A 24,698-nucleotide genomic window follows, 5' to 3' on the forward strand; every position below is an offset into this window, starting at 1 on the left:
AGGCATGACGGACCTGACCCGTTTCAAGATCGCCATCATCGGCCTGGCCTTGCTGGCGGGCGCCACATCCGCCGGCGCCCAGACCGCGCCGCCCCCTCCGACGCCCACGCCCTTCGCCGAGGCGCTGCGCAAGGCGGCCGACGACCTGTTCAGCAAGGCGGCTGTTTCCGGGGACAAGATCAACCTCGTCATCGACCCGCTGATCGATGCCGCCTCGGGCGCGCAATCGACCGCGACGCGCTCGATGCAGGCGACCCTGATGGAGCTCGTCCGGACGAGCTACCCGCGCTTCACCGTCCTGCCCTTCGCCAGCGAGGCTTTGGCGAGCAAGCCGGTCGTGCTGGTCGGCACCTTCACCGCCGTGAACAACCAGGGCGTGGCGGACGGGCCGCGCGATGCCTACCGGATCTGCCTGACGCTGGCCGATCTCAAATCCAACAGCGTCGTTTCCAAAGGTGTCTCGCGCGCCCGCACGGAAGGCGTCGACACGACGCCTACGCCCTATTACCGGGACTCGCCGCTCTGGGCGAAGGACCAGGCGACGGAGTCCTACATCAAGGTTTGCCAGGGCACGAAGCTGGGGGACCCCATCGATCCCGGCTATGTCGAAAAGCTGACCGCCAATGCGCTGATCAATGACGGCATCCTCGCCTATGAAACCCAGCATTTCCGCGAGGCGCTCGCCTTCTACCGGACAGCGCGCAAGCTGCCCGGCGGCGAGCAGCATCGCGTCAGGATCGGGACCTATCTCGCCGCAAGCAAGCTCGCCCGGCGCGAGGACATGGTCGACGCCTTCGGCGACCTGGTCGATTACGGCCTCGCTACCGACCGGCTGATGGTCAAGCTGCTGTTCAAGCCCGGCACCACGCAATTCATCGACGATCGCCAGATCACCGATCCCTACCCGATGTGGCTGAGCCAGATCGCGACGCGCTCGCGCCAGAAGGGCGCCTGCCTCGAGGTCGTCGGCCATACCTCGCATACCGGCCTGCCGCAGGTGAATGATCGGCTCTCGGCCCTGCGGGCACAGTTTGTCATGGACCTGCTGCTGACCGGCGCGCCCGACAATCGCGGCCGCTTGATCGCGACCGGCCGCGGCTTCCGCGAGAACCTCGTCGGGACCGGCAAGGACGATGCCAGCGACGCGCTCGACCGGCGGGTCGAGTTCAAGGTGATCGGCTGCTGAGAAGCCCACCGAGAACATGCGGGATCAGCCCACCCGATTTCAGCAGGGTGATCTCCAGCGAGGTCTCGATCGCGGCGCGCAAGGTGATGGCGACGGCTTCGCCGGAGGGACGGATGATCGTCAGCGGAACCGCGCAGCGCGGCGCCAGGCGACCGGGTTCGAGATCGATCGCGAACAGGTCGGCTGAGCCGATATCGAGCGTATCGGGATGGACGCCCGCCGGCAGCAGCAGCGGCAGGATGCCCATCCCGATCAGGTTGGTGCGATGAATGCGCTCGATGCTCGCGGCGATCACGGCGCGGACGCCGAGCAGCGCCACGGCCTTGGCCGCCCAGTCGCGCGACGAGCCCATGCCGTAGCGCTCGCCTGCCACGAGCACGAGCGTCGTGTTCTCGCTGGTATAGCGTTCGGCCGCCTCGGTCAGGGAAACGATTTCCGCTGAAGGTTCGTGCCGTGTGAAGCCGGCCGGCGCACCCGCCGGCAGCAGACGGTTGACCGCCATCCGGTTGGTGAAGGCGCCCCGGATCATCACCTCGAAATTACCGCGCCGCGAGGCGAAGACGTTGAGATCGGCGGGATCGCCACCCTGGGCGATGATGTGCCGGCCGGCCGCGCTGTCCGGGCGGATCTGGTTCGCCGGCGAGATATGGTCCGTGGTCACGTCATCGCCCAAGACGATCAGCGGCCGGGCATGCCCCGCCATCGATGGCTGTCCCTGCGGTTGGACGAAGGGCGGCCTGCGCAGATAGGTCGAGGCCTGATCCCACGGAAAGCGCGCGCCATCCGGTGCGTCGAGATCGACCCAGAGCGGGCGGGTCGCGGCCTCCTGATAGGCGGCGTCGAAATCGGTGACGTCCCAGCCGCTCGCCACGGCCGCGTCGATCTCGGCGCCCGTCGGCCAGATCTCTTCGAGCATCACGGGCTGTCCCACCTTATCGAATCCGATCGGTTCCCGCGTGATGTCGATATTGACCGTACCGGCAAGCGCGAAGGCGATGACCAGTGGCGGCGAGGCCAGGAAACCGTTCTCGAGATCGGGGTGGACGCGGCCCGGAAAGTTGCGATTGCCGGAGAGGACCGCGACCGGGCGAAAACCGTCCCGGCCAAGCTCGGCCCTGACGCTGTCGAGCAGGGCCCCGGAATTGCCGATGCAGGTCGTACAGCCATAGCCGACGATGCCGAAACCGAGCCCTTCGAGGTCATCGAGCAGACCGGCACGGCGCAGAAAGCGCTCGGCCGTCGGCGATCCCGGCGCCAGCGAGGTCTTGACGTAGTCCGGCGGCCGCAGGCCGCGGGCGCGGGCCTTGCGGGCGAGCACCCCGGCAGCAGCGAGCATGCTGGCATCGGATGTGTTCGTGCAGCTCGTGATCGCCGCGATGACGACCGCGCCATCGGGAAGAACTTCTTCACGCGCAGTTGCCAGAGCCGGCGTAAAGGCCGAACGGGTCGTACCGGCGGCAAGCCGATCCTGCGGGCGACGAGGCCCGGCGACACCGGGTTCGATGGCGTCGAGATCGACGGTGATCACGCGCGTAAAGCGCGGCTGCGCCCCGGGATCGAACCAGAGCCCGCTCGCCCTGGCATAGGCCTCGACCAGAGCGCAGTCCGCCGATGACCGGCCGATCCGCGCGAGATAGGCCGGCGCCTTGTCGTCAATCGGGAAATACCCGGTCGACGCCCCGTATTCCGGCGCCATGTTGGCGATCGCCGCGCGCTCGCCGACGGACAACGTTGACACCCCCGGCCCGAAGAATTCGACGAAATCGCCGCTGACGCCAATGGCGCGCAACGCGCGGGTCACTTCCAGGGCGAGATCGGTCGCCAATACGCCATCGCGCAACCGGCCCGTGAGCTTCACCCCGATCACATCGGGAATGCGCAGGACGACGGGGACGCCGAACAGCGCTCCTTCCGCCTCCAGCCCGCCGACGCCCCAGCCGAGCACGCCGAGTCCGTTGACCATCGGTGTATGGCTGTCGGTTCCCAGCATGGCATCCGGGAAGGCTCTGCGCTCGCCCTGATGCATCTCGCTGATGACCACCCGCGACAGCCTCTCCAGGTTGATCGTGTGCATGATGCCCGATCCCGGCGGATGCACCCGGATGCCCGGCATCGCCGCGGCCGCCCATTTCATCAGGCGGTAGCGCTCGGCATTGCGCGCGAATTCCTTCTCCAGATTGCGCTGGAAGGCATCCGGTCGGCCGAAGACATCGACGCCGGAGGAATGGTCCGTCGAGACGTCGACGGGAATGCGCGGCATCAGCAGGTCGGGGTCGCGGCCGTTCTCGGCCAGCACGTCGCGCATCGCCGCGATATCGACCAGCGCCGGGCCGCAGGTCGTGTCATGCATCATGATCCGGTTCGGCAGGAACGGGATCTCGACGAGGCTCGCCCCCTCGCGCAGCCACTCGCGAAACGCCTGCGGCAGATATCCCGTCTCCTCCGCGTGCGCCGAGCGCATCGCATTCTCGAACAGGATCCGCAGCACATGCGGCAGGCGCCGGAAGTCCTGCCCCAGAAGCGACGCGACATCGAGGCGGAGAAAGCTCTCGCCCGCTGCGCCGAAGGATGCCCATTCAACCTTGTCGTTCAACGTCACGGTCTCATCCGGGTCTGAAGCCCGCCCTGTTCGGAATGACGGCCCGACCATCGCTTTCGGTCAGCACAAGCGGGCGCCGTGGCTTTCCGACCGCGGCATCGAGCTTGTCGCTGCCGCCCAAAACCTAGAGACCAAGATTGGTTTTATCAATCCAGAAAACCACAAAAGCCCGGATATGGATCGCCTCGCCGGTGAGCGGCGCTGCCGCAAGGCTTGCCGACGCAGTCAGATGGCGTGACCGGTGCCGTCGGTTCGCGGGTGCACGACCGGCGATTTCGAGGCGAGCGCTCCGCTGAGATGCCGGCGCATCAGATGCGCCGCCTCCAGATTGTCGCCCTTGGCGAGGAGGTCGAGAATCTCCAGATGCTCGCGACTCTGCACCGCAATGCGCTGCGGGTTCAGCTTGAGCCGGTACTCCGCCAGCCGCCGCAGCTGATTGGCGCGCTCCAGCGCATGAAGGAACATCGGATTGCCGGACATCTTGATGATGCCCTCATGGAATTCCACACCGGCTGCCGCCATCGCTGCCGGCGCCAGCCCGTCGAGTTCGCCCGAGGCCAGTCGCTCCTGTGTCCGGCGCAGCGACGCAGCGACCGCCCGGTCCAACCGGAAGCCAGGCTCGAGCAGGGCCGCGGGTTCGATGACCGCGCGGAAACGGTAGATGTCCTCGAAAGCCTCGGCCGTCTTGGCGACCTGACGCAATTTCCAGCCATAGCCCGGCTTCGGCTCTGCCCAGCCCTCGCGAGAGGCGCGGGACAAGAGGTCCTGAGCCTGCGAACGCGTCAGGTTGTAGCGATCCCGGATCGCCTGCTCGGTCTGGTCGGCGCCGATCCGGTCCTCGAGCCAATCCTCCGCCAGTTCGTAATAGGGGTCGCTCTCGCGCTGGCCCACAGGCTCCAGCCCGGCCTCTCCCGCTTTTCGTCCCGCGCTCGGCAATACGAAGAAGCCGCGATTCCGGCGGTTCTCGATGACGCCTTGGCCCAAGAGAATGGCCAGCGCCTCACGGACCGGCGAGCGCGAAACCTCGAAGCGTTTGGCCAAAGCTTCCGTCGCCAGATGCGAGCCCGCGCCGAATTCTCCCATGCCGATGCGCGTGATGATGTCATTGGCGATGCGCAGAGCGAGAGGGCTGTGGGGCATGTCTGACGCCGTTCAATCGCGCGAGTGGTCGCAAGCAGGGCCATGATAGCGGATCAACAGGGCACCTTGACCGATCATTGGTCTTACACCATGCAATAGCCAATACCGAAATTGCTGGCGCCGGAGCAGAGCCGATATGGAAATCCTCGCCCTCCCCTGCAACGGTATCGGCCCCGAGCTGGTCGCCAAGACTCCGCGGACGGCATGACGATGGGCGAGGACGCACGACGGATCCGCGCGATCATCGGGGAGCCGCCGCAGGCGGTTCGCCAGGCGCTCTCGCGCCATGGCGTGCTGCGGGCCGGCATCAACCTTTCGAACTTCCTGCTGGTCTCCAGCCGCACGGCCGATGGCGGCCCGGCCGGCGTCTCGCCCGACATGGCGGCGATCCTGGCTCAATGTCTCGACCTGCCGCTCCGATACGTCCCCTATGAATCGCCCGGCCCGCTCTCGGATGCGGCCGAGCGCGACGAATGGGATGTCGCCTTGGTCGGCGCGGAGCCGCAGCGCGCCGCCGTGATCGCCTTCACGCCCGCCTATACCGAGATCGAGGCGACCTATCTGGTGCCTGCGGGCTCGGACCTGCAATCCGTGGCGGAGGTCGACCGGAAGGGCCGGCGCATCGCGGTTGCCGCCCGCACCGCCTATGGCCTCTGGCTCGAACGCAACATCCAGGCGGCCGAACTTGTCGCCGGAGAGGGCTTCGACGGAGCCTATCGGCAGTTCGTCGACGGGAAACTGGATGCGCTTGCCGGCCTGCGGCCCAAATTGATCGAAGATGAGAGGACGCTGCCGGGCTCGCGCATGCTTCCCGGCCGCTTCATGGCGGTCCAGCAGGCGCTGGGCACGCCCAAGGCGTCCGGTATCGCTCTCGAATATCTCACGAGCTTCGTCGCGGCCGCCATCGGCAGCGGCATCGTCACGCAATTGATCGCCAGGCATGGCGTCACCGGCCTCTCCGTCGCCGGGGTGGATTCCGGCCGCTGATCCGGTCGAGCGTGGGCCTGGACACCGGCACGGGTGGGAACGGGCATAAGACCATCGTCGCCGTCGTCCGGTAATCGATTGATCAAGCGCTGCGCCGCCCGTACTCCTCTTGTCGACAAGAGGATTCCCCATGAAAGCCACCAAGACCAAGGCAGCGCCTGCCCCGGAACGCAAGCGCGGCTCGGGCGTGAAGTTCGTCTACGACCTGCTGCGCGACGAAATCCTCGATCTCGTCCTGCCGCCCGGCAGCCCGATCGACGAGGTGCAGCTCGCCGAGCGCTTCAGCATGTCGCGCACGCCGATCCGCGAGGCACTGGTGCGGCTGGCTGGCGAAGGGTTGATCGATACGCTGCCGAACCGCTCGACCATGGTGGCTAATCTCGACTTCCTCAACATGTCGCCGTTCTTCGATGCGTTGACCCTGATGTACCGGGTGACGACCCAGCTCGCCGCCCAGAACCGCCGGTCGGAAGACCTCGTGGCGATCCGCGCCCGGCAGGCGGAATTCGCCGCCGCCGTGAAGGCGCAGGATGCGCTGGCGATGATCGCGACCAACGCCGCCTTCCATGCCGCGATCGCGGATGCCGGGCGCAACCCCTATTTCAACAACCTGTTCAGCCGCCTTCTCGACGAGGGTCGGCGTTTCTTGCGGCTCTACTACCAGTCTTATGACGACCGGCTGCCGCAGCAATTCGTCGACGAGCACGAAGCGATGATCGCCGCGATCGTGGCGCGCGACACCGCCCTGTCCGAGCGCCTCGGCAAGGCGCATGCCGAGCAGATCGTCCTGCAGATTCAAAAGCTTATGATCGGAGAGGAGAGGCTGGACATCTCCCTCTGAGCGCCACTGCCGAATTCTTGTCGACAAATAATATGCAAATCTCTATACAGGGCTCGGGAGGGACGCGCCGCCAGGGCGGCGTCTCCGCAAGAACGACAGCCAGAAGGAGAGCGAGATGAAGGCCAAGATTTTCTCCGGCGTGATCCCCGCGCTGATGACCCCTTGCAAGCCGGACCGCACGCCCGATTTCGACGGGCTGGTGCGCAAGGCCAAGGAGCTGATCGCCACCGGCATGTCCGCCGTGGTCTATTGCGGCTCGATGGGTGACTGGCCGCTTCTCACCGATGCCCAGCGCATGGAAGGCGTCGAGCGGCTGGTGAAGGCCGGCATCCCGGTCATCGTCGGCACCGGCGCGGTCAATACGGCGTCTGCCGTCGCTCATGCCGCCCATGCCCAGAAGGTCGGCGCGAAGGGCCTGATGGTGATCCCGCGCGTCCTCTCCCGCGGCTCGGTCATCGCCGCCCAGAAGGCCCATTTCAAGGCGATCCTGACCGCCGCGCCGGACCTGCCGGCCGTGATCTACAACAGCCCCTATTACGGCTTCGCCACCCGCGCCGACCTGTTCTTCGCGTTGCGCTCCGAACACCCGAACCTCATCGGCTTCAAGGAATTCGGCGGCGCCGACGACATGCGCTATGCGGCCGAGAACATCACCAGCCGTGATGACGACGTCTCGCTGATGATTGGCATCGACACCACCGTCGTCCATGGCTACGTCAATTGTGGCGCGACCGGCGCGATCACCGGCATCGGCAATGTCCTGCCGAAGGAAGTGCTCCACCTCTGCCAGCTCTCGGTGGCCGCGGCCGCCGGCGATGCCACAGCGCGCCGCCAGGCGCAGGAGCTGGAGCAGGCGCTGGCCGTGCTCTCCTCCTTCGATGCCGGCCCGGACCTCGTCCTGTTCTTCAAGCACATGATGGTCCTGAAGGGCGACGCGGAATACGCGCTGCACTTCAACGAGACCGATGCGCTCAGCGACAGCCAGCGCGGCTATGCCGAGGCCCAGCTCAAGCTGTTCGACGCCTGGTACGCCGACTGGTCGAAGGCGAACGTCGCCCGCAAGCAGGCGGCCTGATCATGCGCCCCGCGCGGCGGAAGCCCTTCCGTCGCGCGGGAGCAAGCTCCATGCTGGTTTTCCCGGCCGATTATCGGCCCGGACCAAAATCGCAGCACGCATTCGCGAAACATACCCGCTGATGGCCAGTCCCGATGTCATCGTCATAGGCGCCGGCGTGGTCGGCCTCTCCGCCGCGATCGCGGCGCAGGGGCGCGGCCTGTCGATCGTGGTGCTGGACAAAACCGGGCCGGCGGCAGGTGCTTCCGCTGGCAATGCCGGCGCCTTCGCCTTCACCGACATCCTGCCGCTGGCCTCGCCCGGCATCCTGCGCAAGGCGCCGAAATGGCTGCTCGATCCGCTCGGGCCGCTCTCGGTGCCGCCGGCCTATGCGCTCAGGATCGCGCCCTGGATGTTCCGCTTCTGGCGCGCCTGCTCGCCCGCCCGCGTCGCGCATTCGACTGCAGCGCAAACCGCCCTGATGGACCTGTCCAAGGCGGAGCTGGAACCCTTCCTGCAGGAGACCGGCACCTTCGGAATGCTGCGCAAAGACGGCAATCTCCAAGTCTATGAAGGTAAAGCCGAGCTGGACGCCTCACAGCCCGGCTGGCAGGCCCGCGCGGAACACGGCATCGCCTTCCACCATCTCGACGCCGCCGGCATGGCCGAGATCCAGCCCGGCCTCGCGCCGCGCTTCACCCATGGCACCTTCACGCCCGGCTGGTACTCGATCGCAGACCCCCAGAGCTATACGCTGGCGCTGGCCGAGCATTTCCGCGCCCGCGGCGGCATCATCGAGCGGCTCGAGGTCCAAAGCCTGCAGCCGCTTGACGGCAGCGTCGCGGTCCATGTCCGCGACGGCCACTCGCGCCAGGCCGCGCAGGTCGTCCTTGCCGCCGGCGCCTTCTCGCATCGCATCGCCCAAAGCCTGGGCGAGCGCATCCCGCTCGAAACCGAGCGCGGCTACAACACCACCCTGCCGCCCGATGCCTTCGACCTGCGCACGCAGGTCACCTTCGGCGGTCACGGCTTCGTCGTCAGCCGGCTCTCGACCGGCATCCGCGTCGGCGGCGCCGTCGAGCTCGGCGGGCTCGACCTGCCCCCGAATTTCCGCCGCTCGGAAGCGATGCTGGCCAGGGCCCGCGCCTTCCTGCCCGGCCTCAAGCCCGATGACGGCGTGCAATGGATGGGTTTTCGACCCTCGCTGCCCGACAGCCTGCCGGCGATCGGCCGGGCGCGTGCGACGCCGCGCGTGGTCTATGCCTTCGGGCATGGCCATCTCGGCCTGACGCAATCGGCCGGCACCGCCCGGCTCGTCGCCGATCTCTTGACCGATCGGCCCCCAGTCATCGACATCGCTTCCTTCTCACCGCAGCGCTTCTGAGAGTCGGACCATGGCCAGCCACACCTTCTCCTGCATCGATGGCCATACCTGCGGCAATCCGGTGCGCCTCGTCTCCGGCGGCGGCCCGCGGCTCGAAGGCGCCAACATGCTGGAGAAGCGCGCGCATTTCCTGCGCGAATTCGACTGGATCCGCACCGGCTTGATGTTCGAGCCGCGTGGCCATGACATGATGTCGGGCTCGATCCTCTATCCGCCAACGCGTCCCGATTGTGACGTCGCCGTGCTCTTCATCGAGACTTCCGGCTGCCTGCCGATGTGCGGCCACGGCACCATCGGCACCATCACCATGGCCATTGAGAACGGGCTGATCACCCCGCGCGAGCCGGGCAAGCTCTCGATCGAGGCGCCTGCAGGCAAGGTTGATATCAGCTATCGCCAGGAGGGGCGCTTCGTCGAGGAGGTCCGCCTGACCAACGTGCCGGGCTTCCTCTATGCGGAGGGCCTGACGGCCGAGGTCGAGGGCCTCGGCGAGATCGTCGTCGATGTCGCGTATGGCGGCAATTTCTACGCCATCGTCGAGCCGCAGAAGAACTTCCGGGACATGGCCGACCATACCGCCGGCGAGCTGATCGGCTGGTCGCCGAAGCTGCGCGCCGCGCTCAACGCCAAATACGAGTTCGTCCATCCCGAGCACCCCGAGATCAAGGGGCTCAGCCATATCCAATGGACCGGCAAGGCGACGAAGCCCGAGGCCCATGCCCGCAACGCCGTGTTCTACGGCGACAAGGCAATCGACCGCTCGCCCTGCGGCACCGGCACCTCCGCCCGCATGGCCCAGCTCGCCGCCAAGGGGAAGCTCGCTGTGGGCGACGAATTCGTGCATGAATCGATCATCGGCTCGCTGTTCAAGGGCCGCGTCGAGGCCGCGACGACTGTGGCCAACCGTCCGGCGATCATCCCCTCCATCGCCGGCTGGGCTCGGATGACCGGCTACAACACCATCTTCATCGACGACCGCGACCCCTTCGCCCACGGCTTCGTCGTGGTGTGAGGGGCCTCGGCGGCCCGCATCACCTCAGCAGAGCGCTTGTCTGTCCGATGCCCTAGCTGTCGGCAACGATGACGCGCCCGACGACGCTCGAAAGCGCGGCCAACGCAGGCAACCGCCGCGCTTTCTTGTCAGTCACGATGGCGGACACCCGATCAAGCTCGCAGAAGCGGACGCGGCTCGTGACGCCGATCTTGGAGTGGTCGGCGATCAGGGCGACGCTGGCCGAATTGGCGACCATGGCCCGGGCGATCTCGGCGGTGTGCTCGAAGAAATTGGTCGCCGCGCCGTCCACGTCGACGCCGAAGGGTGAAAGCAAGGCCATGTCGGCCTTGAAGCGATAGATATCGTTGATCGTCGATGCACCGCCGGTCTCCGGCGGCTCATGCACGATGGCACCGCCGAGCAGAAAGACGCGGCTGCCCATCCTCTGCTGGGTCGAGGCCATGCTCGTCGCGACCTGCAGCGAGTTCGTGAGGATGTTGAGTTCGGGAACGCTCTTCAGCTCCTCCGCCAGTGCCGCCGTCGTGGTTCCCCCGTCGAGGAACAGCGTTTGGCCGCTTTTGATCAGGGCCAGCGCAGCCAGCGCGATGGCGCGCTTTTCCTGCAGCCGGACCGCGGAACGGGCCCCGTAGGATGCGTCCTGCTCCGCGGGAAGGCTGACCGCACCACCATGGACGCGCCGCAACCGGCCGTCCCGCTCCATAGCGACGAGATCGCGGCGGATCGACTCGTTGGAGACATCGAACTCCTGGGCGAGCCGCTCGACCGAAACGCTACCAAACGTCTCGAGAAGCGTGCCGATGCGCTGCTTTCGATCGCCTTGCCACATGAGCAATCGCCTCCTCCGAAGCGTTCATGGCACCGCTCAGGGCGGCACACAACCGAAGCTCGCGCGAATTGCACAGAAATACACATTGCCACACATATCCACAAATGCTAAGCCACCTCCAGAGTAGACGAGGATGGCGAATGCACGCCGGGAACAATCAGGACGAGTGGCTGGCTTTCGCCCTCCAACTAGCGACGGAGAGTGGCAGGATCCTGCGCGAGGCAGCGACCGTGCGCCCCGATGTCGAGGTCAAACCGGACAAGAGCTTCGTCACCGCGCTCGACGCCCGGATCGAGCGGCGCATGCGCGAGATGCTGGCTGACCGCTTCCCGAGCCACGGCATCATCGGCGAGGAAGAAGCTCCCTCCGATGGCGATGCCGATCTGGTCTGGGTGCTCGATCCGATCGACGGCACTGCCGCCTTCATTGCCGGCCTGCCGGTCTACGGCTCGCTGATCGCGTTGATGCAGGAGGGCGAGCCGATCCTGGGGGTCATCGATCATCCGATCACCGGCGATCGCTGGATCGGCATCAAGGGCCGCCCCACCACACATAACGGCCGCCCCTGCCGCACCCGTACCTGCGGCGCGCTTGGTGAGGCCATCCTTTCCGCCAGCAATCCCGACTTCTTCGACGCGGAAGAGACCCCAGCCCTCGACGCCATGCGTGCCGCCACCGCCTGGCGCATCTGGGGCGGCGCCTGCATGAGCTTCGGCCTGCTCGCGAGCGGGCGCACCGACGCCGCCTTCGACACGCGCCTGAAGCTCTGGGACTTCGCCCCCTTCCGCCCGATCATCGAGGGCGCCGGCGGCGCCATCACCGACTGGGAAGGTCGCCCGATCAATCGCGACACCGGCAAGCGCATCATGGCGGCCGGCGATCCCGCCCGCCACCGCGAGATGCTCCGGCTGGTCGAAGCCGCGATGAAGCGCTAAGCCGACTACGGAATATTCGCTCCGAGACGGCGTCGATCCGCCGGAGCTTCCAGTTTTGAGGGGACGACGAGATGGGCATTGCGATCGAGGATCTGGCCGTCGCCTATGGCGGGCAGCGCGTCATCGACGGGCTGGCGCTGACGATCGAGCCGGGCACGTTCTTCACGTTGCTCGGCCCGTCCGGCTGCGGCAAGACCACGCTTCTGCGCACCATCGCCGGCTTCGTGCCGGCCGAGCGCGGCCATATGCGCTTCGGCGGCACGGAGGTGACGCATCTGCCACCACACAAGCGCGATATCGGCATGTGCTTCCAGGACTACGCGCTTTTCCCGGACAAGACCGTCTTCGACAACGTCGCCTATGGCCTGCGCGCCCGCAAACAGGCGGAAAGCGCGATCAAGCTCAAGGTTCAGGCGGCGCTGGAGCGTGTCGGCCTCGGCCATCTGGGCGCCCGCCATCCGGCCGCGCTCTCCGGCGGCCAGCGCCAGCGCGTGGCGTTGGCACGCGCCCTCGTCATCCAGCCGAAGGTGCTGCTGATGGATGAGCCGCTCTCCAATCTCGACGCCAAGCTGCGCCTCCAGGTGCGCGAAACCATCGTCGAGCTCCAGCGCGAGGCGAAGATCACCACGGTCTTCGTCACCCATGATCGGGAGGAAGCGCTCGCCATGTCCGACCGGATCGGCGTGATGAACCAGGGCCGGCTCGAGCAGGTCGGCACGCCCGCCCAGATCTACCGCGAGCCGCGCACCGGCTATGTCGCGGACTTCGTCGGCGGCGCCAACATCATCGCGGTAGAGACTGCTGCCCGGCAAGCCGGCGAGACCGCGACCATCGCGCTCGACGGCGTCACCATCACGGCGCGCGCGCCGGCCGCCCTCACAGCCGGCAAGGCGACGCTGGTGGCGCGGCCCGAGGACATCCTGCTGGCCGAGCCTGGCACGGCCGGCACCCTGCCCGGCAGGATCGCGCATCGCCAGTATCTCGGCGGCAAGACCAGCTACAAGGTCGCGCTCGACAGCGGCCGCGTGCTCGCGGTCGACCTGCAGAACGGCGCGCATGACCGTTTCGAGCCCGGCGCCAGCGTCGGCCTCGGCTTCGATCCCGCCCGCACGCTGGTGCTGGCGTCATGACTCGCCAGTTCAGCTCGATCTGGTTCTGGTTCTCCGTGCTGGCGCTGGCGATCCTGGCCGTCTTCCTGCTCTATCCCCTGCTCAACGTGCTGACCGGCTCCATCGGCAGCGGCGGCCGCAACGGCTGGGTGACCTTGGCCGGCGATCCCAAATATTTCGCCGCCATCGTCAACACCATCGTGCTCGGCGTCGCGGTGACGCTGACCACGACGCTGATCGGCGTGCCGCTCGCCTATTTCACGGCGCGCTTCGACTTTCCCGGCAAGGGCATCGTCGCGGTTCTGCCGCTGATCACGCTGGTCATTCCCGAGGTCATCGCCGCCCAGACCTGGCTGATGATGCTCGGCAATAACGGCTTCATCACCCGCTGGCTCGGCGGCCACGGCATCGACATGCCGAGCTTCTACGGCTGGCCCGGCCTGATCACGGTGATGACCTTCACCTACTACACCTACATCTATATCGGCACGCTCGCCGCGATCCGCGGCTTCGACGTCCAGCTCGAGGAGGCCGCGCAAAGCCTCGGCACCTCGCCGGCCCGCTCGCGCCTCAACGTCATGCTGCCGGTGGTGCTGCCCTCCGTGCTGGCGAGCGCGCTCCTGGTCTTCACGCTGGTCGTGGGCAATTTCGCCACCGCCACCATTCTCGGCAGCCGCGTGCCGCTGCTTTCGGTCCTGACCTATCAGGCCGCCGTCGCCGAGGGGGGCTCCGACCCGGTGATGCAGTCGACGCTCGCCACCGTCTCGATCGCGCTGGTCATGATCGTGCTCTTCGTCCAGCGCTGGATCGTCTCGCGCGGCCGCCACGAGGTCACGCAAGGCCGCGGCGCCCGTGCCGAGAAGCTGCGCGGCCTGCCCGGCCTCTTCATCGGGCTTGCCGCCGGGCTCCTGGTCATCGTCTCGCTCTTGCCGCTGGGCTCGATCGTGATCGGTGCCTTCACCGTGTCGCGCGGCCCGGTCATGCGCTGGGGCGAGTGGACCACCGCCCATGTCGAGCGCCTCGTGAAGATCGCGCCGGATCCGGTAATCAACACCCTTCTCTATTCGGCGGCTGCGACCGTGATCGGCATCACCTTCAGCGCCATCGTCAGCTATCTCATCGTCAAGAAGCGCAACATCCTGACGCCTGCGCTCGACTACCTGACGGCGTTGCCGCTGGCTCTGTCGGGCACGATCATCGGCATCGGCCTGATCATGTCCTTCAACACCGGCTTCCTGCCGCTGACCGGCACGGCCAGCATCATCGTGCTCGCCTATGTCGTGCGCCGCCTGCCCTTCGGCATCCGCAACTCCTCCTCGACGCTCTACAACATCCCGAACTCGATCGAGGAGGCCTCGATCAGCCTCGGCGTGCCGCCGGTCTCGACCTTCTTCAAGGTCGTGCTGCCATTGATGCTGCCGGCCGTCGCCGCCGCCGCCGTGCTGACCTGGACGACCACCGTCGCCGAGCTCTCGGCCTCGATCATCGTCTATTCCGGCGGGCGCGAGACCATGCCGATCCAGATCTACAAGCTGATCGACTCCAACCTGATGGCACAGGCCTCGGCCTATGGCCTCGTGCTGGTCGCGGTGATCCTGATCCCGATCATCGTCGCGACCCGCGTCTTCAAGATCGACCTATTCTCGTCGAAGAGCTGAACCACCCGAACCAGACGACAAGGCCGGGCCGGCGCCGCCTGCCGCCCGCGCTCAGAGGGGAAGGCGGAATGAAAGGAACGACCATGACCCACCTGATCGACCGCCGCACCGTGCTCGCCGGCCTTGCCGGCATGGCCGCCGCGCCCGCGCTGGCCCAGACCGCCTCGGGCACCGTGGTGCTCTACACCTCCAACAATGCGCAGTCCGTCGACGCCGTTCTCGGCGTCGCCAAGGAGAAGCAGCCCAACCTCAAGATCAGCACGATCACTGGCGGCTCGGGCCAGCTGCTGCGCCGCATCGAGGCCGAGGCTGCCAAGCCCCAGGCCGACCTCTTCTGGAGCTCCAGCGCCAACACGCTCGGCGCCTTCAAGCAGCTCTTCGAGCCCTATGCCTCCCCGGCCGCATCGGCCATTCCGGCAGCCCTGCGCCACCCCGAAAACCTCTGGACCGCCTCGAACGTCCACCTCGTCGTGGCGATGATCAACAAGAACCAGCTTGGCGGAAAGCCGGCGCCGAAGACCTGGAAGGACCTGATCGACCCCGCCTTCAAGGGCAAGATCATCATCGCCGATCCCGCCAACAGCTCGACCGCCTTCACCATCCTCTGGGGCGTCGACAAGCTGATGGGGCCGGAGGGCCTGAAGGCCCTCGCCGCGAACCTCACCGTCTCCAGCGCCGCCTCGACCGTGCTGCGCGCCGTCGGCCAGGGCGAGTTCGCCATGGGCCTGACCTTCGAGTCGAACGCCTATGCCTATGTCGCCGGCGGCCAGCGCGAGATCTCGCTGCTTTATCCGGCCGAGGGCACCTTCTCGACGCCGGAATTCCAGGTTCTGGTCAAGGGCGCGCCGGCCGGCGCCACCGCCAAGGCGGCCTATGACCTGATGCTGTCGAAGGAAGCCCAGATCGCCCTACTCGAGAACGCCTTCCGCCGGCCGAGCCGCAGCGATATCGATGTCTCCAAGCATGTCGAATTGCCGGCCATCGACAGCGTCAAGGTCTTCGCCATCGACGAGGAGGAGGCCGCCGCAAAGCGCGACGAGTTCCTCAAGCGCTGGCAGTCCTACGGCACCTCGACGAAGTAAGCGGACCGCCGCTTCGGCAGGTCCGAAGCGAGGCGATATCCGAACACTCCTCAGGCGCCTCCGGGCGCCTGATTTCGTTTGAGGAAACGGCCCGGTCGAAGCCGCTTCATGGCGCCTCCTCACCGCCCCGGCGGATCAGGAAGATCGCAGCCCCCGCGCTCATCAGCGCGAGGCAGAACCATGTCAACGCATAGATCAGATGCGTGTTGCGGAAGCTGACCTGGGTCATCCCGCCTTGCGGCAGCGGGCCGGGTTCGGCGGCCGCATCTACATCGACGAAATAGGACGCTACCTTGCCCAGCCCGCGCGCAGAGGCGATCGCGGCGACATCGCGGGAATACCAGCGCCCCGCAGCGGGATCGTTGCTGCGCAGGAAGCCACCGCCGGGCTCGCTCAGACGCAACAGGCCGACCACCCTCATGTCCCCGGTCCCCGCCGCTCGCCGCTCGCTCGCGTTGCGCCGGTCCTCCGGCACGAAGCCGCGATTGACCAGCACGGTGAAGCCGGCATCGCTGCGGAACGGGGCCACCACCCAAAAGCCCGGCCCGCGCTCGGTCACCGCCATGGTCAGCGTTTCCGGGGCATCGAGATAGCGGCCCTGCAGCACAACGCGGCGATATTCGTCGGTCGCCGCACCGATGCTGGTCCATGCATCCGGCCCGGGTGCCGCGACCGGAGCAGCATGAATCCGAGCCTCGACCCGGGCGATCAGATCGAGTTTCCAGCTGCGACGTTCGAGCTGCCAGATCCCGAGTCCAGCGAAGATCAGCGTGAACAGGCCGAGCGCGGCGGCAAAGGCAAACCGGGCAAAGCCACCGCGTTTGCGCCCTCCTGCGTCGACCGGCATCGCCCCGGCCTCACATCCTGTGCATGTCGGGCATCATGTTGCTGTTGAGGTGGAACATCACCCAGAGCGAACCGGCGAGCACGATCGCCACGATGACGATGGTGAAGATCAGCCCCATCATGTTCCAGCCGCCCTCCGAGTGGCCGTTCATGTGCAGGAAATAGACCATGTGGACGACGATCTGCACGGCCGCGAAGGCCATGATCACGATCGCCGTCAGCGTCGCATTCCCCAGCACGTCGTTCATCACGAGCCAGAACGGGATCGCCGTCAGGACGACCGAGAGCAGGAAGCCGGTGACATAGCCGCGCAGGCTGCCATGCGGGGCATGGTCGTCGCCATGGGCACCATGCGGTTCGGCGTGTGGGTCGACGTGGCCTGGGGAACCGCTCATTTCAGCACGCCCATCAGATAGACGAAGGTGAAGACGCCGATCCAGATGACGTCGAGGAAGTGCCAGAACATCGAGAGGCACAGCAGGCGTCGGCGGTTGGCCTCGATCAGCCCGCGCTTCGAGACCTGCGTCATCAGCACGGTCAGCCAGATCAGGCCGAAGGTGACGTGCAGGCCGTGCGTACCCACCAGCGTGAAGAACGAGGACAGGAAGGCGCTGCGCATCGGCGTCGCGCCCTCGCGGATGAGATGCGCGAACTCGTAGAGCTCGATCGCCAGGAAGGCGAGGCCGAAGAGCCCGGTGATGAGAAGCCAGCGCTGCATCACCGCCTGCTTGCCCTTATCCATGGCCAGCATGGCAAAGCCGTAGGTGATCGAGGAGAACAGCAGCATCGCCGTGTTGACCGCGACCAGCCTGAGATCGAACAGGTCGGCGCCCGACGGCCCGGCCGCGTAGTTGCGCCCGAGCACGCCATAGGTCGCGAAGAGGACTGCGAAGATCAGGCAGTCGCTCATCAGATAGAGCCAGAAGCCGAGCATGGTCGAGCCGCCGGAATGGGCGTGCTCGTCCCCGGTGACGTAGAATGCCGGAACGCTCGCGGCCCGTGCCTGTGCTTTCGCCTTGGCCATTATCGCCCCTCAGGCCCGTCCGAGCTGTCGGCTGCGCGCTTCCTCTGCCCGCACGACATCGTCGGCGGAGATGTGGAAGTCGCGGTCGTAGTTGAAGCTGTGGATGATCACGGTCGCGATCACGGCGACGAAGCTCAACGCCGCCAGCCACCAGATGTACCAGATCAGCGCGAAGCCGCAGATCGTCGCGAGCCCGGCGATGATCACGCCTGCGCCCGTGTTCCGGGGCATGTGGATCGGCTTGAAGCCGCCGAGCGGGCGCCTGTAGCCGCGCTTTTTCATGTCGGCCCAGGCATCGAGGTCATGCACGATCGGCGTGAACGCGAAATTGTAGGCCGGCGGCGGCGACGAAGTCGACCATTCCAGCGTGCGCCCGTCCCACGGGTCACCGGTCGTATCACGCAATGGCTCGCGCCTGATGATGCTGACGGCGATCTGGATGATGAAGCAGAGGATGCCGAGCGCGATCAGCACGGCGCCCACCGCGGCGATCACGAACCAGATCTGCAGCGACGGGTCCTCGAAGCGGCTGAGGCGCCGCGTCACGCCCATCAGCCCGAGAATGTAGAGCGGCATGAAGGCGACGTAGAAGCCGATCACCCAGAACCAGAAGGACAGCAGCCCCCAGAACTTGTCGAGCTTGAAGCCGAAGGCCTTGGGGAACCAGTAGGCGATGCCGGCGAAGACGCCGAAGACCACGCCTCCGATGATGACGTTATGGAAATGGGCGATCAGGAACAGGCTGTTATGCAGGATGAAATCAGCCGGAGGCACCGCCAGCATCACACCGGTCATGCCGCCGATCACGAAGGTGATCATGAAGGCGAGCAGCCACAGCATCGGCAATTCGAAGCGGATGCGGCCGCGATACATCGTAAACAGCCAATTGAAGATCTTCGCGCCCGTCGGGATCGAGATGATCATCGTCGTGATGCCGAAGAAGGAGTTCACGCTGGCGCCTGAACCCATCGTGAAGAAATGGTGCAGCCAGACGAGGTAGGACAGGATGGTGATGACCACCGTGGCATAGACCATCGAGGCATAGCCGAAGAGGCGCTTGCCGCAGAAGGTCGAGGCGACCTCGGAATACACCCCGAAGATCGGCAGGATCAGGATGTAGACCTCCGGGTGGCCCCAAATCCAGATCAGGTTCACGTACATCATCGGATTGCCGCCGAGATCGTTCGTGAAGAAATTCGTGCCGACATAGCGGTCGAGCGTGAGCAGCGCGAGCGTCGCCGCCAGGATCGGGAAGGTCGCGACGATCAGCACGTTGGTGCAGAGCGAGGTCCAAGTGAAGACCGGCATCTTCATCATGTCCATGCCGGGCGCGCGCATCTTCACGATGGTCGCGATCAGGTTGACGCCGGACAGGGTCGTGCCCACGCCTGCGATCTGCAGGGCCCATAGATAGTAGTCCATACCCACCCCGGGCGAGTAGGCAGCCCCCGAGAGCGGCGGATAGGCGAGCCAGCCAACCTTGGCGAATTCGCCGACGAACAGCGAGGCCATCACCAGCACGGCGCCGCCGACCGTCATCCAGAACGAGAAATTGTTCAGGAAGGGGAAGGCGACGTCGCGCGCGCCGATCTGCAGCGGCACGACATAGTTCATCAGCCCGGTGACGAAGGGCATCGCCACGAAGAAGATCATGATGACGCCATGGGCCGTGAAGATCTGGTCGTAATGGTGCGGCGGCAGGTAGCCTTCGTTGCCGGCAAACGCGATCGCCTGCTGCCCGCGCATCATCAGCGCGTCGGCGAAGCCGCGCAGCAGCATGATCACGCCGAGGATCATGTACATGATCCCGATCTTCTTGTGGTCCACGCTGGTGAACCACTCATGCCAGAGATAGCCCCAGAGCCTGTAGCGGGTGACCAGTGCGACGAGTGCAAGCCCGCCGAGCACGACCGCGGCGAAGGTCCCGATCAGGATCGGCTCGTGATAGGGGATCGCCTCGAGGGTGAAGCGCCCGAAGATCGGCTTCCACCAGTCGGGATAGGTCATCGCTCACTCGCCTCAGTTGGCGGCGCGAGCGGTGACGCCCGCGGTGCCGTAGACGTCGGTCGGCGTGCAGATCGCCGTCACGAAGGGGCGTGGCGGCATCGGCTGCCCGCCGCGGCGCACGCTCTTGTCGTATTCGAGCTGCGCGACGATGTGGATGCCCTCCTTGCCGCCGCCGCCCTTGGCGTCCAGCGCCATCATGTCGCGCGTGCACATCTTGGCCCGGTCGACGCACATGTTGAGGATGGCGCCGAAGAGATCGGACGGGATGTCGCGGAAATAGCGGACCGCCTCGCGCTCGCTCGGCCGCTCCAGCACGAGATATTCCTCGCGCCCGAGCGTGCTGCCCTTGCGGATCGCGCCCTGCACCCAGTCGCCAAAACCCTTGTCGTCGACGCCGCGGAAGCGGAAGCGCATGTCGGAGAAGCCGGCGCCGCTATAGTTGGCCGAGAAGCCCTCGAATTCGCCGGCATGGTTGATCACGGCGTTGAGCTTGGTCTGCATGCCCGGCATCGCGTAGATCTGGCCGGCCAGCGCAGGGATGAAGAGCGAGTTCATCACCGAGGAGGAGGTGATGCGGAACTCGATCGGCTGGTCGACCGGCGCGACGACCTCGTTGAGCGAGGCGATGCCCTGCGCCGGGTAGAGGAACAGCCATTTCCAGTCGAGCGCGACGACCTGGATGACGAGAGGCTCCTTGCGGACGCCGTTGCCGCCCGCCTTCGCCTCGACCGTCGGCTTGCCGGCACTGATGCGGTCGAGCGGGCGATAGGGGTCGAGCAGATGCGTCCCCATCCAGGTCATGGCGCCGATCACGATGATGATCAGCAGCGGCACCGACCAGATCACCACCTCCAGCGGCAGCGAATGGTTCCAGTCCGGGTCGTAGCTGGCCTTGGCCGAGGCGCGATAGCGCCAGGCGAAGAAGATCGTCAGCGCCATCACCGGCACGATGACCAGCAGCATCAACGCGGTCGAGGCGAGCAGGAGGTTTCGTTGTTGCAACGCAACATCGCCGGACGGGCCCAGGAGGACCATCTGGCAGCCGCCGAGCAGCGCCAACAACGGCAGAATCGATAGAATTCGAAAGATTCTCAAGAGACTCGAGACCTCCCTGATCCGGGAACAGCCGTTCTCTATTCCTATTCTTTTGCACCGCACATAAGACAATCTGTCCCATTGCGATGGTTTGACGGGTAGCTTCTATCCACCGTATCCATTTGTATGAGGTGCGGGCAAGCCCGGTCCTGCCGGCTCCGCCTCCTAACGAGGAATTCGCGGTCATGAGCACTGACGCGGCGAGCCATTCATCGAGACATCCGACGGACGAGCATGGCCGCGACCACGTGTCGCCGGCCGATATCGCGCTCGGCGTCATCATCGGCCGGACCTCGGAATATTTCGATTTCTTCGTCTTCGGCCTCGGCTGCGTGCTGGTCTTCCCCGAGCTGGTCTTCCCCTTCGTCGACCGCCTGACGGGCACGATCTACGCCTTCGGCATCTTCGCGCTGGCCTTCGTCACCCGCCCGATCGGCTCGGTGCTGTTCTTTGCGATCGACCGCCAATATGGCCGCGCGACCAAGCTCACCGCCGCCCTCTTCCTGCTCGGCGGCTCGACGGCGGGCGTCGCCTTCCTGCCGGGCTATGCGACGCTCGGCATCTGGTCGATCGTCATCCTCGCGGGATTCCGCCTGCTGCAAGGCATCGCGCTCGGCGGCGCCTGGGATGGCTTGTCATCGCTGCTGGCGCTCAATGCCCCGCCGAACCGCCGCGGCTGGTATGCGATGCTGCCACAGCTCGGCGCGCCCTTCGGCTTCGTCCTCGCCGCCGGTCTCTTCGCCTATTTCGAGGGCGCGCTCTCGAAGCAGGATTTCCTGAGCTGGGGCTGGCGCTATCCGTTCTTCGTCGCACTGACGATCAATGTCGTCGCGCTCTTCGCACGGCTGCGCATGGTCGCGACCCATGAATTCGCCGAATTGATGGAAACGCGCGAGCTGGTGCCGGTCCCGGTCGTCGAGCTCATCCGCGTCCATGGCCGGACCCTCATCCTCGGCGCCTTCGTGCCGCTGGCGAGCTTCGCGCTCTTCCACCTCGTCACCATCTTCCCGGTGAGCTGGATCAACCTCTTCACCGATCGCTCGGTCTCCGAGTTCCTGCTGGTGCAGGGGGCCGGCGCCGTGGTCGGCGCCGGCGCGATCGTCACCTCCGGCCTGATCGCCGACCAGATCGGCCGCCGCAACACCCTGCTGCTCTCGGGTGGGATGATCGCGCTGTTCAGCCTCTCCAGCATCGTCGCGCCGCTGCTCTTCGGCGACAGCCTGGCCGGGCAGACGATCTACGTCATCATCGGCTTCGGCCTGCTCGGCCTCGCCTATGGCCAGGCTGCCGGCGCAGTCGCGTCCAGCTTCAAGCCGCAATACCGCTACACCGGCGCCGCCCTGACATCCGACTTCGCCTGGCTGATCGGCGCCGGCTTCGCCCCACTGGTGGCGCTGACGCTATCAAGCAGCTTCGGCCTCGCCTGGGTCGGCCTTTACCTGCTGTCCGGTGCGCTCTGCACGCTGGCGGCGCTGTGGATCGATCGACGGCTGGAAGCACGCTACGAATAGGGCGCTTCCCTTCCCGCTTGCGTACGGAATGCCTCCCGGTCCCTGTCAATGGCCGATGCCCGTCACAGGATCGAACTCTGGAGAAAGGAGTGCAACGACGGCAGGCCATGCACCGCGCTCGGCCGCCTGACCCCGAACACCCCTGCAAACCAGGCTTTCAATGCCCGAACGCTTGCATAGCGCCTGGACCACAAAACGGGGCAGGACCAGGCCAACCGTCCAACAACAATCACCCTGGACCTCGCGGCGGAGGCGGATGACGCCTTTCAACCGGGCCCCTCGCCCGAGAAGTCTCCGACCGCAGCCCGGACCCGCTCAACGAAATCCAATGCGACGGCAGAGCGGAAACGGCCGGCGCCCCAGATGATCGCGATGTCGAACACCGCCTGCGGCTTGAGCGGGCGTATCTCGATACCCCTGCCGCGATACTCCGCCGCCGTGAATGGATCGACGACCGCGACTCCGGCACCCGCGGCGACCAGCCCGCAGGCGATCATCGACAAGGGCGTCTCGACGCGCGTCAGACGCGTCACGCCATGGGCCGAGAACAGCGCGTCGATGCGGTAGCGCAGCTGCGTCGACTGTTCGAGCGAGATGAACGGCTCCCCGGCGAAATCCTCCGGCACCAGCTCGGCCTTGGCGGCCAGCCTGTGCCCCGTTGGAAGCACCGCGACCTGCGCGATCGGCGGCAGCATCTCGATATCGATCCCTGGGAAATCGAGCGGCATCTGGGCGAAACCGAGTTCGCAGAAACCCGACGTCACCCAGTCCACGACCTGAGAGGAGATGCTGCCGTAGATCGCGATCTCCAGATCCGGCTTCTGCTTGAGATAGCTGCCGACGACTCGCGGCAGAAACCCGACATTGAAGGCCGGCAGCGCCGCGACGCGCAGCGAGCCAGCGCGCCCCTCGCGCAGGTTGCGGGCGGCGTTCTCGATGCGCTCCAGCCCGACGAACTGGCGCTCGACCTCGCGATAGAGCGACAGCGCCTCATTGGTGGGCACGAGCCGCGCGCCACGCTTCACGAACAGCGGCAGGCCGAGCGCATATTGCAGGTCCTGGATCAATCGCGTCACCGCCGGCTGCGTGACGTTGAGCGCCTGCGCCGCAGCGGTGATACCGCCGGTCACGATCACGGTCCGAAAAGCCTCGATCTGGCGCGGATTCAGCATGCTCACCCCTCCCGAGGCAAACATAACATTTCAGCATGGATTGCGCGAAACATTCGATTTGACCAGTTCCAGATCAGCACCGAACCTAACGGCATCACTCGAAAACGAGGAGGGGATCCCGTGAAACTCGCCATCACATTCGCTCTGGTTGCCGGAACCGCGCTCGCCGGCTCCGCCGCTTTCGCCCAGCAGAAGACGCTTTATGTCGCCGGCTATGGCGGCTCCTACGAACAGACCATGCGCAAGGAGGTCATCCCGACCTTCGAGAAGCAGGCCAACGTCAAGATCGAGTATGTCGCCGGCAACTCGACCGACACGCTCGCCAAACTGCAGGCGCAGAAGGGCAACCAGCAGATCGACGTCGCGATCGTCGATGACGGCCCGGCCTATCAGGCGGTGGCGCTCGGCTTCTGCGGCCCGCTGACCGACGGCGCGGTCTACAAGGACGTCGCGCCGGTGATGAAGTTCAAGTCGAACAAGGGCGTGGGGCTCGGCCTCGTCGGCACCGGCCTGTTCTACAACAAGAAGGTCTTCGACGAGAACAAATGGCCGGCCCCGACCTCGTGGAACGACCTGAAGTCGAAGACCTACGGCAAGAAGATCGTCAGCCCGCCGATCAACAACACCTATGGCCTGCATGCGCTGATCGCCTTCGCCCAGATTGGCGGTGGCGGCGAAAACAACATCGAGCCGGGCTTCGATGCCTTCAAGAAGGACATCAACCCGAACATCGTCGCCTATGAGCCCTCCCCGGCGAAGATGACCGAACTCTTCCAGAACGGCCAGGCCGTGCTCGGCGTCTGGGGATCGGGCCGCGTCAAGGCCTTCGCCGATACCGGCTTCCCGGTCGAGTTCGTCTATCCGAAGGAAGGCGGCTTCGCGCTCGGCGTCGCCGCCTGCCCGGTCGATGGCTCGAAGAACGCGGCCGAGGCCAACGCCTTCATCCAGTTCATGCTCTCGCCCGCGATCCAGAAGGTGATGGCGACCGGCGCCGGCTTCGGCCCCGCCAACATGACGGTGACGCTGACGCCCGATGAGCAGAAGGGCCTGCCCTATGGCGAGGACGTGAAGAAGCTCAAGGCCGTCGACTGGGACATCGTCAACGCCAAGCGCGAGGAATGGACGAGGCGCTGGAACCGCGAGGTCGAGCGGTAACAGAGTCCGCCCTCGAACCTCACGGTCATCCCGGACGTAGCGAAGCGAAGATCCGGGATCCATCATAGGGCG

General features: G+C 66.1%; 22 protein-coding genes. 13 read left to right on the plus strand and 9 right to left on the minus strand.

The window, feature by feature from the left end; translation table 11 throughout:
* Positions 1-4: 4 nt before the first annotated feature.
* A complete protein-coding gene (locus tag ACODTJ_RS07340) occupies positions 5-1,186 on the plus strand; it encodes an OmpA family protein (protein ID WP_454654879.1) in 1,182 nt (393 codons plus the stop codon).
* Here ACODTJ_RS07340 and acnA read toward each other — a convergent pair.
* The gene (gene acnA, locus ACODTJ_RS07345; protein ID WP_488848026.1) at positions 1,167-3,785 is read right to left on the minus strand and encodes an aconitate hydratase AcnA; all 2,619 of its coding nucleotides are present in this window, start codon (positions 3,783-3,785) and stop codon (positions 1,167-1,169) included. The genes ACODTJ_RS07340 and acnA overlap by 20 nt on opposite strands.
* Between acnA and ACODTJ_RS07350 the strand changes: the two genes are divergently transcribed.
* Positions 3,769-4,023 (plus strand): hypothetical protein, encoded by a 255-nt coding sequence (locus tag ACODTJ_RS07350; protein ID WP_488848029.1) that lies wholly within the window; start codon positions 3,769-3,771, stop codon positions 4,021-4,023. The two genes, acnA and ACODTJ_RS07350, sit on opposite strands and share 17 nt — an antisense overlap.
* Here ACODTJ_RS07350 and ACODTJ_RS07355 read toward each other — a convergent pair.
* Positions 4,011-4,925 carry a GntR family transcriptional regulator gene (locus ACODTJ_RS07355; protein ID WP_454654876.1) on the minus strand — a complete coding sequence of 305 codons (915 nt, stop codon included), beginning with the start codon at positions 4,923-4,925 and terminating at the stop codon, positions 4,011-4,013. The two genes, ACODTJ_RS07350 and ACODTJ_RS07355, sit on opposite strands and share 13 nt — an antisense overlap.
* A 204-nt stretch (positions 4,926-5,129) precedes the next feature.
* Between ACODTJ_RS07355 and ACODTJ_RS07360 the strand changes: the two genes are divergently transcribed.
* From ACODTJ_RS07360 to ACODTJ_RS07380, 5 genes are all read left to right on the plus strand, one after another.
* Complete coding sequence (locus ACODTJ_RS07360) at positions 5,130-5,912, plus strand: transporter substrate-binding domain-containing protein (protein WP_454654875.1); 783 nt, start codon at positions 5,130-5,132, stop codon at positions 5,910-5,912.
* 130 nt (positions 5,913-6,042) lie between these two features.
* Positions 6,043-6,753 carry a GntR family transcriptional regulator gene (locus ACODTJ_RS07365; protein ID WP_454654873.1) on the plus strand — a complete coding sequence of 237 codons (711 nt, stop codon included), beginning with the start codon at positions 6,043-6,045 and terminating at the stop codon, positions 6,751-6,753.
* 115 nt (positions 6,754-6,868) lie between these two features.
* Complete coding sequence (locus ACODTJ_RS07370) at positions 6,869-7,828, plus strand: dihydrodipicolinate synthase family protein (protein ID WP_454654871.1); 960 nt, start codon at positions 6,869-6,871, stop codon at positions 7,826-7,828.
* Between the two features lie 121 nt (positions 7,829-7,949).
* On the plus strand, positions 7,950-9,191 hold the full coding sequence (locus tag ACODTJ_RS07375) for an NAD(P)/FAD-dependent oxidoreductase (protein WP_454654870.1): 1,242 nt from the start codon (positions 7,950-7,952) through the stop codon (positions 9,189-9,191).
* Positions 9,192-9,201: 10 nt separating this feature from the next.
* Positions 9,202-10,203 carry a 4-hydroxyproline epimerase gene (locus ACODTJ_RS07380; RefSeq protein ID WP_454654869.1) on the plus strand — a complete coding sequence of 334 codons (1,002 nt, stop codon included), beginning with the start codon at positions 9,202-9,204 and terminating at the stop codon, positions 10,201-10,203.
* A gap of 52 nt (positions 10,204-10,255) precedes the next feature.
* On the opposite strand, the gene ACODTJ_RS07385 is transcribed toward ACODTJ_RS07380, so the two are convergent.
* Positions 10,256-11,032, minus strand: coding sequence for a DeoR/GlpR family DNA-binding transcription regulator (locus ACODTJ_RS07385; protein WP_454654868.1), 777 nt, complete (start codon positions 11,030-11,032; stop codon positions 10,256-10,258).
* Between the two features lie 140 nt (positions 11,033-11,172).
* On the opposite strand from ACODTJ_RS07385, the gene ACODTJ_RS07390 reads away from it, so the two are divergent.
* The 4 genes from ACODTJ_RS07390 to ACODTJ_RS07405 all read left to right on the plus strand — a co-directional run bounded on the left by ACODTJ_RS07390 (position 11,173) and on the right by ACODTJ_RS07405 (position 15,816).
* Positions 11,173-11,967, plus strand: coding sequence for an inositol monophosphatase family protein (locus ACODTJ_RS07390; protein WP_454654866.1), 795 nt, complete (start codon positions 11,173-11,175; stop codon positions 11,965-11,967).
* A gap of 71 nt (positions 11,968-12,038) precedes the next feature.
* Positions 12,039-13,097 carry an ABC transporter ATP-binding protein gene (locus ACODTJ_RS07395; RefSeq protein ID WP_454654865.1) on the plus strand — a complete coding sequence of 353 codons (1,059 nt, stop codon included), beginning with the start codon at positions 12,039-12,041 and terminating at the stop codon, positions 13,095-13,097.
* Complete coding sequence (locus ACODTJ_RS07400) at positions 13,094-14,734, plus strand: ABC transporter permease (protein ID WP_454654864.1); 1,641 nt, start codon at positions 13,094-13,096, stop codon at positions 14,732-14,734. The genes ACODTJ_RS07395 and ACODTJ_RS07400 overlap by 4 nt, the downstream gene beginning before the upstream one ends.
* 83 nt (positions 14,735-14,817) lie before the next feature.
* A complete protein-coding gene (locus ACODTJ_RS07405) occupies positions 14,818-15,816 on the plus strand; it encodes an extracellular solute-binding protein (protein WP_454654863.1) in 999 nt (332 codons plus the stop codon).
* Between the two features lie 106 nt (positions 15,817-15,922).
* Here the strand turns inward: ACODTJ_RS07405 and ACODTJ_RS07410 are convergent, their stop codons facing one another.
* From ACODTJ_RS07410 to cyoA, 5 genes are read right to left on the minus strand one after another with little or no spacing between them, the layout of a single operon-like run.
* Positions 15,923-16,663: an SURF1 family protein gene (locus tag ACODTJ_RS07410; RefSeq protein ID WP_454654861.1), complete on the minus strand. Its 741-nt coding sequence runs from the start codon at positions 16,661-16,663 to the stop codon at positions 15,923-15,925.
* A gap of 10 nt (positions 16,664-16,673) precedes the next feature.
* Positions 16,674-17,057: a cytochrome o ubiquinol oxidase subunit IV gene (gene cyoD / locus ACODTJ_RS07415; RefSeq protein ID WP_454654860.1), complete on the minus strand. Its 384-nt coding sequence runs from the start codon at positions 17,055-17,057 to the stop codon at positions 16,674-16,676.
* Positions 17,054-17,686: a cytochrome o ubiquinol oxidase subunit III gene (gene cyoC, locus ACODTJ_RS07420; RefSeq protein ID WP_454654858.1), complete on the minus strand. Its 633-nt coding sequence runs from the start codon at positions 17,684-17,686 to the stop codon at positions 17,054-17,056. Before cyoC ends, cyoD begins: the two co-directional genes overlap by 4 nt.
* A 9-nt stretch (positions 17,687-17,695) precedes the next feature.
* Positions 17,696-19,693, minus strand: coding sequence for a cytochrome o ubiquinol oxidase subunit I (gene cyoB, locus ACODTJ_RS07425; RefSeq protein WP_454654857.1), 1,998 nt, complete (start codon positions 19,691-19,693; stop codon positions 17,696-17,698).
* A gap of 12 nt (positions 19,694-19,705) precedes the next feature.
* Entirely contained in the window at positions 19,706-20,788 is a 1,083-nt protein-coding gene (gene cyoA / locus ACODTJ_RS07430) for a ubiquinol oxidase subunit II (protein WP_454654856.1), read from the minus strand.
* Between the two features lie 185 nt (positions 20,789-20,973).
* Here cyoA and ACODTJ_RS07435 point away from each other — a divergent pair, with 185 nt between their 5' ends.
* Positions 20,974-22,299, plus strand: coding sequence for an MFS transporter (locus tag ACODTJ_RS07435; RefSeq protein WP_454654854.1), 1,326 nt, complete (start codon positions 20,974-20,976; stop codon positions 22,297-22,299).
* Positions 22,300-22,565: 266 nt separating this feature from the next.
* Here the strand turns inward: ACODTJ_RS07435 and ACODTJ_RS07440 are convergent, their stop codons facing one another.
* A complete protein-coding gene (locus tag ACODTJ_RS07440) occupies positions 22,566-23,471 on the minus strand; it encodes a LysR substrate-binding domain-containing protein (protein ID WP_454654853.1) in 906 nt (301 codons plus the stop codon).
* A 120-nt stretch (positions 23,472-23,591) separates the two neighbouring features.
* On the opposite strand from ACODTJ_RS07440, the gene ACODTJ_RS07445 reads away from it, so the two are divergent.
* A complete protein-coding gene (locus tag ACODTJ_RS07445; RefSeq protein WP_454654852.1) occupies positions 23,592-24,626 on the plus strand; it encodes an ABC transporter substrate-binding protein in 1,035 nt (344 codons plus the stop codon).
* Positions 24,627-24,698 lie beyond the last annotated feature (72 nt).

It is taken from the genome of Allobosea sp. FG18 (genome assembly GCF_057809495.1).